At 57.4% G+C, this 14,091-nt stretch carries 9 protein-coding genes; 7 read left to right on the top strand and 2 right to left on the bottom strand.

What is annotated here, in order from left to right; all coding sequences use genetic code 11:
• Positions 1 to 69: 69 nt before the first annotated feature.
• From B1C80_RS22080 to B1C80_RS22055, 6 genes are all read left to right on the top strand, one after another.
• Entirely contained in the window at positions 70 to 675 is a 606-nt protein-coding gene (locus tag B1C80_RS22080) for a fasciclin domain-containing protein (protein WP_077923391.1), read from the top strand.
• Positions 676 to 1,077: 402 nt separating this feature from the next.
• A complete protein-coding gene (locus tag B1C80_RS22075) occupies positions 1,078 to 4,131 on the top strand; it encodes a TonB-dependent receptor (RefSeq protein WP_077923390.1) in 3,054 nt (1,017 codons plus the stop codon).
• Between the two features lie 82 nt (positions 4,132 to 4,213).
• The gene (locus B1C80_RS22070) at positions 4,214 to 5,890 is read left to right on the top strand and encodes a RagB/SusD family nutrient uptake outer membrane protein (protein WP_077923389.1); all 1,677 of its coding nucleotides are present in this window, start codon (positions 4,214 to 4,216) and stop codon (positions 5,888 to 5,890) included.
• Positions 5,891 to 6,025: 135 nt separating this feature from the next.
• Positions 6,026 to 8,677: a YncE family protein gene (locus tag B1C80_RS22065; protein ID WP_077923388.1), complete on the top strand. Its 2,652-nt coding sequence runs from the start codon at positions 6,026 to 6,028 to the stop codon at positions 8,675 to 8,677.
• Between the two features lie 59 nt (positions 8,678 to 8,736).
• Positions 8,737 to 8,976 (top strand): hypothetical protein, encoded by a 240-nt coding sequence (locus B1C80_RS22060; protein ID WP_077923387.1) that lies wholly within the window; start codon positions 8,737 to 8,739, stop codon positions 8,974 to 8,976.
• 120 nt (positions 8,977 to 9,096) lie between these two features.
• Complete coding sequence (locus B1C80_RS22055) at positions 9,097 to 10,311, top strand: L,D-transpeptidase family protein (RefSeq protein ID WP_077923456.1); 1,215 nt, start codon at positions 9,097 to 9,099, stop codon at positions 10,309 to 10,311.
• Here B1C80_RS22055 and B1C80_RS22050 read toward each other — a convergent pair.
• Positions 10,281 to 11,009: a murein L,D-transpeptidase catalytic domain family protein gene (locus B1C80_RS22050; protein ID WP_077923386.1), complete on the bottom strand. Its 729-nt coding sequence runs from the start codon at positions 11,007 to 11,009 to the stop codon at positions 10,281 to 10,283. The genes B1C80_RS22055 and B1C80_RS22050 overlap by 31 nt on opposite strands.
• Positions 11,010 to 11,118: 109 nt before the next feature.
• Here B1C80_RS22050 and B1C80_RS22045 point away from each other — a divergent pair, with 109 nt between their 5' ends.
• Entirely contained in the window at positions 11,119 to 11,859 is a 741-nt protein-coding gene (locus B1C80_RS22045; RefSeq protein ID WP_077923385.1) for an EcsC family protein, read from the top strand.
• 13 nt (positions 11,860 to 11,872) lie between these two features.
• Here B1C80_RS22045 and B1C80_RS22040 read toward each other — a convergent pair whose 3' ends face one another.
• On the bottom strand, positions 11,873 to 14,050 hold the full coding sequence (locus tag B1C80_RS22040; RefSeq protein ID WP_077923384.1) for a glycoside hydrolase family 20 zincin-like fold domain-containing protein: 2,178 nt from the start codon (positions 14,048 to 14,050) through the stop codon (positions 11,873 to 11,875).
• Between the last annotated feature and the right edge of the window lie 41 nt (positions 14,051 to 14,091).

Here is a 14,091-nt window from a genome sequence, read left to right as displayed (position 1 = left end):
GTAGTCGGAGTGCGTAGCTCCGGGTCTGCCGCGGCAGACTGGTTGTTTCAACGTTTAACATAACCCAAGATGACTAAGAAAACGTATTTAGGATGGGCACTGGCCCTGTCACTGTTTGTAGGATCGACAGCGCTGGTGTCGGCCCAAACCCAGAATGCCGTCGGTCGGGCTGATTCCTCGGGCACCATGACCACAACATCCACTACGTCTGAAGGTACCATGAAAGCGGGGGGCGCAACCGGCCGTGATCTGACCATCAGCGCGGCCAAATCAGCCGATCATACCGTTCTGTTCCGGGCTCTGCGCGTATCGGGGCTGACGGAGCAGGCTAGCGGCAAAGGTCCCTATACCGTATTTGCGCCTACTAACGAAGCGTTCAGCAAACTGCCGGAGGGATCGCTGGACGCCCTGCTGAAACCGGCAGGCAAGCAAAAACTGGTGAAGCTGCTGGCCTATCATGTCGTTAAAGGTAAATTTTCGGCAGAACAGCTGCAGGACGGCCAGAAACTGAAAACAGTAACGGGAGGCACCCTGACGGTTAGCAAGCAGGGCGATGCGATCACGATTACCGACGGCCAGGGCAGCGTAGCCACTATCAACCAGGCCGATATTGAAGCGACCAATGGCATGATTCATTCGGTCGATACCGTGCTGATGCCCGCCGGCGCGAAGTAATAGTCAACTGACCAGGCTTTACAGGCCTGCGAACCCCTTGCTGTACTCAACGGCAAGGGGTTTTTTATTGGCTCTGGTATAATCGGCTAGGTGACCGATGGCGCTGACGTAAGTATAATTACGCAGGCAGTTTCTCTTTTACGCAGGCGTTGTGTCCGTCAATGGCCCAATAACATACGCATAATATAAAATTGTGGTTATTTAGGGAGATTTTTTAACTATTACTGCTTGGGGTTCGTCCGGATAGGTAAGAGTTGTATTTACCGGAGCGATAATTGATTCGCCGGAAAAGGGGTCAGGGGGCGCTGCTCAGGGTTTATTATCATTCCTTTAAATACACAATTACTCAATTCTCTAACGGGCCGTAAGCAGAACTTTGCATCACCAATTAATTAATCAACTATGACTTATTTCTATCATCCCAATTCACTCGTTTCGTTGTCAACCCGGTGGCGATTGCTGTTCGTTCTCTTGGCGGGCTGTAGTCTGATCGGTTCGGCGCAGGCTCAGCAACTGGCCCGGCTGTCGGGTGAGCGTTCGGGCCAGTCGGCCCCTGCCGATATAACCGTAAGCGGACGAGTTACTGACGCATCTACCAACGAGTCGCTGGCTGGTTGTACGGTTTTGGTAAAGGGTACGCAGAAAGGTACCACCACCGATGCGAACGGCGCCTTTCGGATTGTGGTGCCCAACGAAGAGGCTGTGCTGGTCATCGGCTTCATTGGTTTCGTGTCGCAGGAAGAACGGGTCGGCAACCGCACAACCATAAACGTGGCGCTTAAGCCGTCGGCTTCCGAGCTGGCACAGGTCGTTGTTATCGGCTATGGTACAACGACCAAAAAAGACGCTACCGGCGCGCTGAAAACGGTAAAAAGCACCGAATTTAACCGCGGCATCATCAACTCGCCCGAGCAGTTGCTACAGGGCAAAGTGGCCGGCGTCAACGTGACCTCGGTCAGTGGCGAGCCCGGAGCCCGGCAAAGCATCACCGTTCGTGGCCCCGGCGGGGTGCGGACCGGTAGCACCCCCCTGTTCGTGCTGGACGGTATTCCGCTCGATAACTCCAGCACCGGAGGGGCTACCAACCCACTCAGCTTCCTGAATCCGCAGGATATTGAGTCCATCGATGTGCTGAAAGACGCATCGGCAACGGCCATCTACGGAGCGCGGGGCGCCAACGGCGTTATTCTGATCACGACCAAGAAAGGCAAAGCCGGGGCTACGAACCTGACCGTTTCTGCCAATGTGGGCGTATCGAACATGGCCCGGCCCATACCGCTTTTTACCGCCGACGAATTCCGGCGACAGGTGACGGCCATAGGGGGCGTTGTCGACGACCAGAAAGCATCTACCGACTGGCTGAAGGAAATCAGCCGGACGGCCATCACCCAGGATTATAACCTGTCGTTCGGCGGAGGAGCCGATCGGCTGACCTATTACGGTTCGTTCAGTATGCAGAACCAGGAGGGAGTGCTCAAAAACAGCAAACTCAACCGGTTTACCGGGCGGTTCAACGCCACCCAGAAATTCCTGGACGACCGGCTGGTGCTGGACGTGAACCTGACGGCGTCGCGCCTGTTCAACGAGCGGCCCCCGATCGAGGGTGTACTGGGCGCGGCCCTCTCGGCCAATCCTACGTTCCCGGCCTATGACGCCACGGGGGCACCAGCCCGCTACCAGGCCTTTACCAATCCGCTGGTTTCGCTCGATCTGCAAAAGGATATCACCACGACCAACCGGGTGGTGGCTTCGATATCACCTTCCTACAAAATCACCAAAGACCTCGTCTATAAACTCAATCTGGGTGTCGATAATGCCTCCTCGACGCGTGACCAGCAGTCGCTGGCCAGTCTGGTTCCTCAGCAGGACGGACGGCTCGAAAGTATCTACACGACCAACCAGAACGTCTTGATCGAGAACTACTTCACCTATACGCTGGCCAGGGGGCAGCATAGCGTGTCGGCTTTGCTGGGGCACTCGTTCCAGAAATTTACGCTGGGTGGCCGCAACTGGAGCGTCAACAAGTTTCCGATCGGCCCCATCGAACCCATTAACAACCCCGGACTGGGCCAGGATCTGACGCTGGCCAATAACCGGCCGGGTGGTTTTGCGGTAGAGAATGAGCTGCAGTCGTTTTTTGGCCGGTTAAATTACCAGTTCCGCGATCGCTACCTGCTGACGGCTACTGTACGGGCCGACGGGTCGAGCAAGTTCGGCGCCAACAACAAGTACGGTGTGTTCCCGTCGTTCTCGGCCGGATGGCGGTTGTCGGAAGAGGAATTCCTGAAAAACGGACCCTTCTCCGACCTGAAACTGCGGGCGGGCTGGGGCCGGACCGGTAACCAGGAAATCCCCTCGAAGATTACCCAGGCCCTGTTTACCTCGAGCGTATCGAATACGACCAGCTATCCCCTCGATAACTCGACGACCTACCCGGCCGGTACGACCTACACCCGACTGGCTAACCCAGATATTCAGTGGGAAGTATCGACCCAAACGGACCTGGGTCTGGATTTCGGCCTGCTGAAAGGTGCCCTGACGGGTTCTGTCGATTATTTCCGGAAGGTTTCCGGCAAAATCCTGCTCGAAGTCATCCCGGCTGACCCCATTCAGCCGGCGGCTACCTACTGGACCAACGTGCCCGATATGACCATTACCAACCAGGGTGTGGAACTGGATCTGAATTATCGGTACGTGAGCCAGGGCGGCTTCCGGTTCGATCTGGGTGGAAATATTACGTTTATAAAGAACCGGGTCGAGGGTTCGCCCTACTCGGTCATCACGTCGGGGTCGGCAACCGGCCCGGGCCTGACGTCCGCTACCGTCAACGGCTACGTGAATGGGCAGCCCATCGGTACGTTCTTCCTTCGGGAGTACATCGGTATCGATGATAAGGGCCTGAGCAAGTACACCGACCGCGATGGCGACGGCCAGGGCGGCACCGACAAAGACCGGATTGCAGCGGGCAGCGCTTTGCCTACGCGTCAGTATAACATCAACACCAGCATGGCGTATAAGGGCTTTGACCTGACCGCCAACTTCAACGGAGTCGCCGGCAATAAAGTATATGACAACACCGCCAACGCCCTATTCTACAAAGCCCGTCTGGTGAAAGGCCTGAACGGCCCCGCCGAAGCCATTGGCGAATCCAACGAGTCGATCAACAACGCGGCACCGGTGTCGACCCGATTCCTGAAAGACGGTTCTTTTTTCCGGTTGAACAACCTGACCCTGGGGTATAACCTCGATCCGAGTCGAATCGGCATGAAGCGCTGGTTTGCTAACGCCCGGCTATCCGTTACGGGGCAAAACCTGTTCGTGATTACCAAATACAATGGCTTCGATCCGGAGGTAAATACCGATCGTACCGTGAACGGCATTTCGTCATACGGGATCGATTACCTCAGCTATCCGAAAGCGCGCTCGTTCGTTTTTGGTCTGAACTTAACCTTTTAGTCAATGGTCAACGTCAGCCGGACCGTGCCGGATCGTCCGGTCCGAACCCCGGCTGCTGTTGGCCCGTAACTCAAGATATAGTATGAAAAAGATAGTTATTTCATCGTTGATGCTGTTCGGCCTGCTGGTTTTGAATAGCTGTACCGATCTGACAGAAAATGTACTGGACGAGTCGTCGGTGACGGGTCTGACCGACCGACAGGCCGCGGACGGGAACCTGGCGCCGGTATACGCCCGCCTGCCGGATCTGTTTACCCATACCAACTACTTCGCCGTTCAGGAAATCTCGACCGACGAAGCGATTCTGCCCTACCGGGGCGGCACAGACTGGGGCGACAACGGCATCTACCTGGCGCTGCACCAGCACCTGCCAACCAGTACCGATCCCAACCTTCGCAATACCTGGCTGATCCTGGCGCAGGGCATTTCGCGCTCGATTACCGCGCTGAATACCCTTCCGACCATCAATGACTCCAACACGAAGGTGTACCTGGCCGAGGCCCGGGGTATGCGGGCGTACTACAACATGATGCTGCTCGATCTGTTCGGGCTGGTATTCAAAAAAGATGACCCGCAGGCCACCTCGGAAATCCTGCGGGGTGAGCAGGCGCTTGAGTACGTCAAAAGCGAATTGCTCGCGGCCGAGCCCGACCTGCTGACCACCGTCGGTCCCGGTCGTCTGACCAAGGGGGGCGCCTGGGGCCTGCTGGCTCGCCTGTATCTGAACGCAGCTGTATACCGCGATCCCTACGCAGCCCAGTTCGCTTTCAAAACCGAAGACATGGACAAGGTGATCGAATACACCGATAAGATTATCAGCTCGGGTCAGTATCAGCTGGCGCCTGATTATTTCTCGGTTTTCAATGCCGACAACCATACGAATAAAGAGCTGATTTTTGCGGTCGATCAACGGGCGGAGCTGAACGGACACAATCGTCTGGCGTACTTCTCCCTCTCGGGCGATCAGTTTCCGCTGCCCGCCTTCACGGGGGCAAACGGCACCGACGGCCCGGCCATTACGCCTGATTTCTACCGGACGTGGGTAAACGCCTACGCTCCGCAGGACCCGGCTGGCATCGACCCGCGTTTCTATCGGAAGAACCTGAATATTCCGGCCGACTCCTGCATGACGGCGGGTAGCGTTGTGATGGATCGGGGTATCCTGCGCGGGCAGCAATATGGCCTGCTGCGGGTAAACGGCGCGTTTGTTCGCTGCGGCAGTAACTACCGGGTTGGCCGATTAGTCCACATCACCCGCAACCGGCCAACCCTGCCGGTCAATTTCACCGAGCAGATCGACTTCAGCGTAGCGGGTAGCAACTACAATACCGGGTATCGGGTACTGAAGTATGAGTTTAGCCCGAAATCGCAGTCGGGTCGTAACCTGGGCGATGTCGACATCCCCATTGTACGCCTGGCCGATGTGTATCTGATGCGGGCCGAAGCCAAACTGCGTAAGAGCAGCGACGCGGCCGGGGCGCTGGCTGATGTTAACGCGGTTCGGGCTTCCCGTACGGCCAGCACACCGGCACCGGCGCTGACCAGTATGAACCTGGACCTGTTGTTCCGGGAGCGCGGGTTTGAACTGTACTGGGAATGCCAGCGCCGTACCGACATGATCCGTTTCGGTAAGTACGAAGGTACCTGGACGGAGAAGACAAATGCCGACCGGCAGAAGCGCCTTTTCCCCATTCCGCAAACGGCCATCGATGGCGCTTCGAACCTGCCGGGCTATCTGACTCAGAACGCCAGTTATTAATTCCGCGTAACGTCTGCTTTAGCGTGTATAGTCATCAGGTGGCCAGGGCTGCCTGATGACTATTTGCTATACGCCATGCCTACCGGGCTGGGGGGCGAAATTCACCCTTCCCCAAACACCGCTACCTGATTTTTTATGAAAACACCTGTTCTTTTCGTTTGTCTGTGCCTGCTCAGTTTCCTGTCGGCCGCGCAGCCGCGAGCCTATAAACACCGGTCGGATAAGCAACGTCTCAATGACCGCTCGCCAGCCATTATGCCGTATAACCGGCTTACCCAGTCGGCCGGAACCGTGTTGAGTTACGGCGACCCGAAACTCGAGAACCATACGCTGGACATGGCGCTGCTGCCGGGCCAGACGCAGCTGGTCATTGAGGATCGCTACGGCATTGCGGTGCTGGACCGGCCGAGCCGCCGGATCGTGCACCGGTGGACGTTCCGTGATGTGCCGGCCTACAAAGCCATGATGAGTACCTATTCTGGTATAGAAGTGTTCAGCCACCAGAATCAGACCTATATCGTCTGGGGCGCGTCGGAGCGCGAAAAAGGCCAGTCCGGACTCATGATTGCTTCCTGGGCCGATGGTACCATAGGGAAGGTGGAGCTGCTGCCGTTCGTGCCAGTTGCGCCGGCTCCCATTGCGCTGGCCAACGACGTAGCCGTGCGGGCCGAAGGCGGGGAGACATATCTGTACGTGGTGCTGAACGGGAATAATCAGCTGGCCAAGGTTCGGTTTTCGGATCGATCGGTGGTCTGGACGGCCCAAACGGGCGTTGCTCCTTTTGGGGTGGCGCTGGCGGGTGATCAGGCCTACGTAACGAACTGGGCCGGACCCGTGCCCGACTCGACCAGTACCCACGAAACGGCCGGTGTACCCTGGGGCGCTGCCTATATCGATCCCCGTACCGGTGCCATGGCCCGGGGGTCGGTAACGGTAATCGACCTGAAAACGGGAAAGCCAGAAACCAGCATCGAGGTAGGGCTGCACCCGAATGCCATCATCAGTCGTCGCGATGGTCGGGTGCTTTACGTGGCAAATGGCAACAGCGATAACATTTCAGTCATCGATGCGCAAACCCGGCGGGTAACCGATTCGATCGCCGTAGGTTTGTTTCGCGGTCAGACGGCCTACATTGGCAGCACCCCCAACGCCCTGGCGCTCGACCCCACCGAAACGACACTTTATGTGGCCAACGGTCTCGACAATGCCCTGGCTGTCGTGTCGCTGGCCGACAGTAACCGGGTTCGGGGCTATGTGCCGACGCAGGCTTACCCGGCCGGGGTTCTGTGTCTGGGTAACGAGCTGTACGTGGCCAACCTCGAAGGAAATGGGGCTCGGATTGCTACCGCCGTCGAGCTGGGAACGAGCCAGACTGCTCAGCCACAAAAGCCCGGTCAGCAGGCGTATACAGCGCATCGGCAGCTGGCAACGCTCTCCTGCATTGCCGTGCCGACGGAGGCCCAGCTGGTGAACTATACGGCGGATGTCCGCAGGATGAGTCTCCAGTTTCGGCTGGCCCTGGCGGAGCAGTTGCCCAGACCCAACCGGGCTCCCCGTCCGGTACCCGAGCGTATCGGCGAGCCATCGGTTTTCAAACACGTGGTGTACATCATCAAGGAAAACCGAACCTACGATCAGGTGCTGGGCGACATGCGCGAGGGGAAAGGCATGCCGTCGCTCTGTGTCTTCGGCGACAGCGTAACACCTAACCAGCACCAGCTGGCCCGCGAGTTTATGCTGCTGGACAACTATTACGTATCGGGCAAGTCGTCGGCCGAGGGGCATCACTGGGCCGATGCGGCTATGGTTACAGACTATACCGAGAAAAGCGTACGGGCCTGGTTCCGATCCTATCCGCACGTGCTGTACGATGCGCTGGTCTACAACAAAAAAGGAATGATCTGGAACAACGCCCTCGATCACGGCAAAACCGTCCGGATCTACGGCGAAGCCTGCACCTGCGAATTCGATAAGAAACAGTACGACTGGCAAAAGCTCTACCAGATGCGACAGGCCGGACAGCCGTTTTCGTTTACCAATACCACCACCATTTCGCGGGTAAGGCCTATTCTGGCGATGGACTTCCCCGGCTGCGATGACGAAACGATCAATGACCAGATGCGGGCCGATGCGTTTATCCGGGAACTGAACGAAGCCAGTGCCCGCCCCGGCGACGAATGGCCAAACCTGATGGTCATGTCGCTGCCCAACGATCACACGGCCGGGATGAGCCCCGAATTTCCGACCCCCCGCGCCATGGTAGCCGACAATGACCTGGCCGTGGGGCGGATTGTCGAAGCCATCAGCAGGAGTCGGTTCGCGGCCAATACAGTTATTTTCATTACCGAAGATGACTCCCAGTCCGGCTGGGATCACGTGTCGGCCTACCGTACGACCGGCTTCGTGATCAGTCCGTATTCACGCCTTCGACGCACCGTCAGAACCAATTATAACCAGACATCCATGATCCGGACGATCGAACAGATTCTGGGCCTGCCGCCCATGAACGTGATCGACGCAACGGCGCTACCCATGTTCGACTGCTTTATCGACCAGCCCAATCCGGCGCCCTTTACCGCCCTGCCTAACCGCGTCCGGCTCGACGAGATGAATAAACCCCTGTCGAGCCTACGCGGCCGGGCGCTGCACTACGCCCGCGAATCGGTTGAACAGGCCGAGGAAGGTATCGACACGGGCGAGGACGAGCTGATGAACGAAATTCTGTGGTTTGCCACGAAAGGCAACGCTCCTTACCCTCGCTTTCGGATGGCTGCCGACAAACAATAGCGGTCGGTGAGTGTTCTATCGGTGTAGTAGATTAATAGAAACCCGAAACGAACAACGGTATGGAAGATCCCGAAAAAGAAGATATCCTGCGTGCCAAACAGGCAATTTCGCCCGCTGGCTTAGGCGACCGCTCCGACAAAGCGACCCAACTACCCGGTAATGACTCTCCGGAAGACACGCCGGTGAGCGGCCTGGATACAACCCCGGCCGACGATGCCGAAGAGGATGATGTGGCGACCACCCATCCCAACCGGAACCGCGATGGTAAAGTAGATATCGATAAACCGCCCTACAGTTAAGGGCAAATGGGTACTGAAGAAGGCGTTTCGAGAGGAACGCCTTCGTTCGTTTAGTGCGTCTGTATAACCAATACCCGGTCCGACGCGTTATCAATAGACGAGCAGAGTCAACGTATGAACATGAATAAAAATAAAATTGGACTGGTAATCGGCGTCATTGCCGGGATTGTTATTGTGTTTTTTGTGGGTCGTTACCTGCTTACTCAGCGGGCCGCCGACCGGGAAAAGCAGGCTCAGGTTGAGCAGGAGAACGAAAAACTGGCAGCGGCTACCCAAAGTCTGCATCAGGTTTGCCGCTATGCCGATTCTGTCGGGATCGATACCAGTCGCTTTGCCGCCGGCGCACAGCCATCCCTGGCCCAGCTTGACGATAAGCGGGCGAGGCTGTTGCTTGAGGTTCGTTACGGCAAGAAGCCATCGCGCATGGAGTTCAACGGGTTGAGAGAAGCCGTAGATTCGTCCTGGGCGCGCCAGGCCGATGCTGCGTCGGTCGATGATATGCTGGCCCGTGCCGCTACGTTCGGCCCCTACAAGCAGCTGGTAGGCCATTATAACCGACTTCGGAAACAGGCCGGTAGCCGCCCCGCCATGGCCGATTCACTGCGAATTATCCGGCAGTCGCTCAACTTCTACCGATACACCAACCGGTTTGCGGGCGATCGGTTTGTTGTGGTCAACATACCGGCGGGCGAGCTCAATGTATTTGACCGGAGCGGTCGGCGTCTGCTGCCGATGCAGGTCATTGCCGGTAAGGCCGACAAGCGGACTCCCTGCATGACAACGGCCATCCAGAACATCGTGGCTTACCCGTACTGGAACGTGCCGAAGAGCATCGCTACCAAAGAAATGCTGCCCAAGATCCAGCGCGACGTGGCCTTTTTGTATAATCAGAATCTGGAAGTGCTGGACGAACGGAATAAGGTTGTCGATCCCGAAGATGTCGATTGGGCCAGCCTGTCAGAAACCAACTTTCCGTACCGCATCCGGCAGGCGTCGGGTTGCGAGAATGCGCTGGGACTGATCAAGTTCGACCTGATCAATCCGCTGGCTATCTATCTGCACGATACGAACGGGCGGGATATGTTTACCCTTACCGCCGACCGCTGGCGGAGTCATGGCTGCGTACGGGTACAGAAGCCCGTCGAGTTGGCCAACTTCGTGCTGGGCAAAGAAACGTTCGACAAAGGGTTTATGAACCGATGCCTGATCGATCAGAAACCGCAGACGATGGCCGTGGCTAAACCGTTTCCGGTGTTCATCGCCTACAACACGGCCGATGTAGACGCGGCCGGACGGCTCCGGTTCTACAAAGACGTGTACGGATTCGACAAGTAAGCCGACTGTTTCAGGTAGTCCTGATTGGGGGCGTAAACAAACAGACAGGTACCGCCTTTAACGGCCTGGATGATGTTTTTCGAGTCGGCATAAGGTACGGCCGGGCAACCCTGGCTGCGACCCAGCCGGCCGGTTTTCTTAATAAAGTCCTCGCAGGCATAATCGGCGCCGTGCAGAACGATGTTGCGGTTATAGACCTGGTCGTTGAAGCCTTTCTCGAGCCCTTTGAGCTGAAGAGACAGACCATGTTTCCCCATATAGGTATTCAGCGTCTGGTAGAAACCCAGGCTGCTCTGGAACGAGGCATTGATGTTCGAGAAACGGCTGGCTACCAGGTCACCCGAGTGCTGACCGTGGGCCACGTAGGTGTTGAAGAGCAGTTTTTTGTTGAGCAGATCAACGACATAAAGCCGTTTTTTGGTAGAGGGCTGACTCAGATCTACAATAGATAGGATTGGCCTGGAGGCTCCCATTTTCTGCCAGCCACGCAGGGCGTATTCGAATACCTCTTTCTGAAGACCCGACTGGCCCAGATTGAGCAGGTCATACACCGCAAGATGACCGAAGGATTTGCCGGAAGCGGCCGTTTTTACAGACGATGTGGGCGTGGCAGAAGCAACTGTACGGGTAGCGCTGGGGGCGGTGCTGGCTACATTCAGCAAGGCAATCAGAGACAACGACACGACAATTCTCTTCATAAGGACAAGCGGCTGTTAGAAGGTTGGGTATAACAAAGATGTAAAGAAAAAACGCACCGGAGTCGGCAAAGATTCGTTTAAGATACGAAAAAGTCTGAATTTTCCTGCCATGACCCCCTACGAAACCGCCGTCCGAACTGAGCTAACCCGCTGGCAGCTAGCGATGCAGCGCCCGCCATCCGGCTTCGGAAAACTATCAGCCCAGTGGCAGCGCCGAATCAACCGAATGATTCCGCAGCGTGTGCATGATGTCATCACGACCGCTATCAAACAAATGACCCGGGGCGTTCTGTTTGGCGCCGGATTTCTAACCAGCAAACCCGCCGAGGGGCTCACGTTGACCGAGCGGGACGCGGCTGTTGCCGGGCGAATCCGGTTTTATCGGAATGCCAGTGCCGCCGAAGGGGGCGTAACGGGGGCAGGTGGCCTGCTGCTCGGGCTGGCCGACTTCCCGTTGCTGCTGACGCTGAAAATGAAAATGCTCTTCGAGATCGCAGCCCTCTACGGGTATCAGGTCAGCGACTACCGCGAGCGGGTATATATGCTGTACATTTTTCAGCTGGCCTTCTCGAGTCAGGAACGGCGGCAGGCGGTCTACAAACACCTGGCCGACTGGCCCCGACACAGCCGTGAACTGCCGGAGGATATCAACCAGTTCGACTGGCAGACCTTCCAGCAGGAATACCGCGATTACATCGACCTGGCTAAAATGGCGCAGCTTGTTCCCGGCATCGGAGCCGCTGTCGGTATCGTGGTCAATTACCGGCTGGTCAATCAGCTCGGTCGTACGGCCATGAACGCGTATCGGATGCGGTTGCTCACCGAAGACCGAACGCTGCTGGCCGACTGAACCTACCCGTAGCTTAGTCTGCCCGAATGGGTGTGGCCTGCTCGGCAATGGTGATGTCGGCGGCTACGGCGGGTCTTAGCTTCGCCCAGTGAAACTGGAGTTTGTCGTTTTCGGCCCAGGTGCTGCCTTTCTGTTCGCTCAGGTGTACCAGCGGCATGTCGTTGTAGAGCGGACGAGTAATGGCAACTACCGCATCCCAGTAGCGAAGGGCGGCCTTCAGGTGCTGAACCGCGGCCTGCTTGCTGGTCTCGTTGCCGGTAGTGCGGTAGGTTTGCAGCGCAACGGCACCCCGCAGCTTCTCGGCCAAATGCAAACCCAGATTGGCCCATGCCTGCACGTCGGCCACTTCGTACCGCAGCGATCGGCTGGCGGCAGTCGGGATGGGCTTCACCAGTTGCAGCGCTTTCTGGCAGTCCTGCTCCAGCAAACGGGCCAGTCGGGCCGGGGTCATTTTGTCAAGGTCGAACGTGCCACCCGCGTTGGAAGTCTTTACATAGTCGCTGACCGACACATAGGATGGGTCGAGGGTAGGCTGGGTGATCTGCTGGTTAACGGAGATGTATGATACGTTTTTGTCGGCGTCGTGCGCCATCATCCCTTCGCTGTAGAGCGAGAAATCCCAGGTAAAGTCGAAGACCGAGGCCAGCCGGAGTGGCGTTGTCGACGCCAGCGCGTAGGCCTCCAGCAACGGGCCGGCCTTGGGTCCGTACCGACGCACGAACTCGGCCCGGAACACCGCATCGGCGGTGGCCGGATTGTACAGCAGCCGTCCCCACAGTTTGTAAAACAGCCATTGCCGCTCAAACGCGTACCGCCAGTCGACTGGCCCGCCGGGGGCTGTAAAGTAATCTCGGGCCGGAATGTAGGTTTCGGAACCCAGGAAATACCCACCGACATAGGGCTGGCTGTTGGCTCTGACGTGCGCCCGTACAAACTCGGGCACGCCCCAGCGCAGGCAGAAGAAATCCTCGTTGCGGGCGGTCCAGGTCACTTTATAGGCCGACGGGACCGGGTTGAAATAGGTGTCGTATAGTTTGCCGCCGTGCACTTTGACCAGCGTCGGTGTGGAGTGGGCGTGCGACCAGTTGTATTTCAGATCGGCCCAGATTGGCCCTTCGATAAAGTCCAGTGCCCCTTCGCGCTCGATGGATTTTCGGGTCAGTTTTTCGGTCTCGACGCTTGTGATTCCGAGCGAACCGGTAGTGCTGGAGAACGGAATCCGGTGGACCAGTTTGGTTTTTCGGCCCGCCTGGCGCATACCTTCAATAATCGTTTGGTTCATCCAGTCTTCGCGCTGCTGGGGTGTCATGCCGCCCATTCCTTCGCCCAGGGTCAACCCAAAACCGGTCAGTTCGGGGTACTCCTGCAGCACCTGCGTAACGCACTCGCGCGTGTACCGCTTCACAATGGCCGAGGTATCGCCATCGACGAAGTGCTTATGGTCGAGGTTATTCAGGGCCGGATTGGGGTTATAGGCTTTAGAAAATTCGGGGCTGGTGAAGATATTGAACGGAATCAGATACGTCTCGATGGCCCGTTCACTGGCCATGCGGAAGATAGCCTTGAAGAGACGCTGCCAGTCGGCCATCTGCGTCTCGCTGAAAGGGGTAGCCGCCGGAAAGTTGGTTGGCCGGATCATGAACGGGTAGGGGTGGAGATTCCAGAGGCTGAGTGCGTTGAACCGGTTGGCCACCATCATGTCCAGAAACGCCTGCCAGTAGAGCGTATCCCGGCATGTTTCGTAGTGCAGGTCGAGCGCGTAACTATGGCGGTACGTATCCCAGGGAAGATCGAATTTAATGGCGCGGAGGGGCAGATGCGGCCGCTCGCTGCGGGGTTTAACCTGCGGCAGGGCCATCCCGTTTGTCAGGTCTTCGACAACCGATAGGGCTCCGTAAATCATCCCTCTCGCATCGCCACCGGTAATGGTGAGCTGTTTCTGACGCCAGTCGAGCGAATAGGCTTCGGCACCCAGTCCGGGGCTGGCCGGTGCCAGCCGGATGCTGAAGTCGGTCGGCTGGTTATCGGTCTGTACGCTGTATGACCGGCTGCGGAGGGCCTTCGTCAGCTGCGCTACCGCATACCGGCTTTGGGGCGACTGGTCAGTCTGCCGGATGGTAACCCGCTGCGCTATACCGGCCGGGGCGGACCCGATGAGCAGCCATAGCAGCACAAGGACGTGTTTGTTCATGGCGTAGTTTTGAGTTAAGGCAGGCCCTGAGCCGACAACCT

The sequence above is a fragment of the Spirosoma sp. 209 genome, assembly GCF_002006735.1.
In the GTDB taxonomy this organism is placed as follows: Bacteria; Bacteroidota; Bacteroidia; order Cytophagales; family Spirosomataceae; genus Spirosoma; species Spirosoma sordidisoli.
Note: the sequence above shows the minus strand (reverse complement) of the source record. Positions and strands in the feature narration are given on the sequence as shown.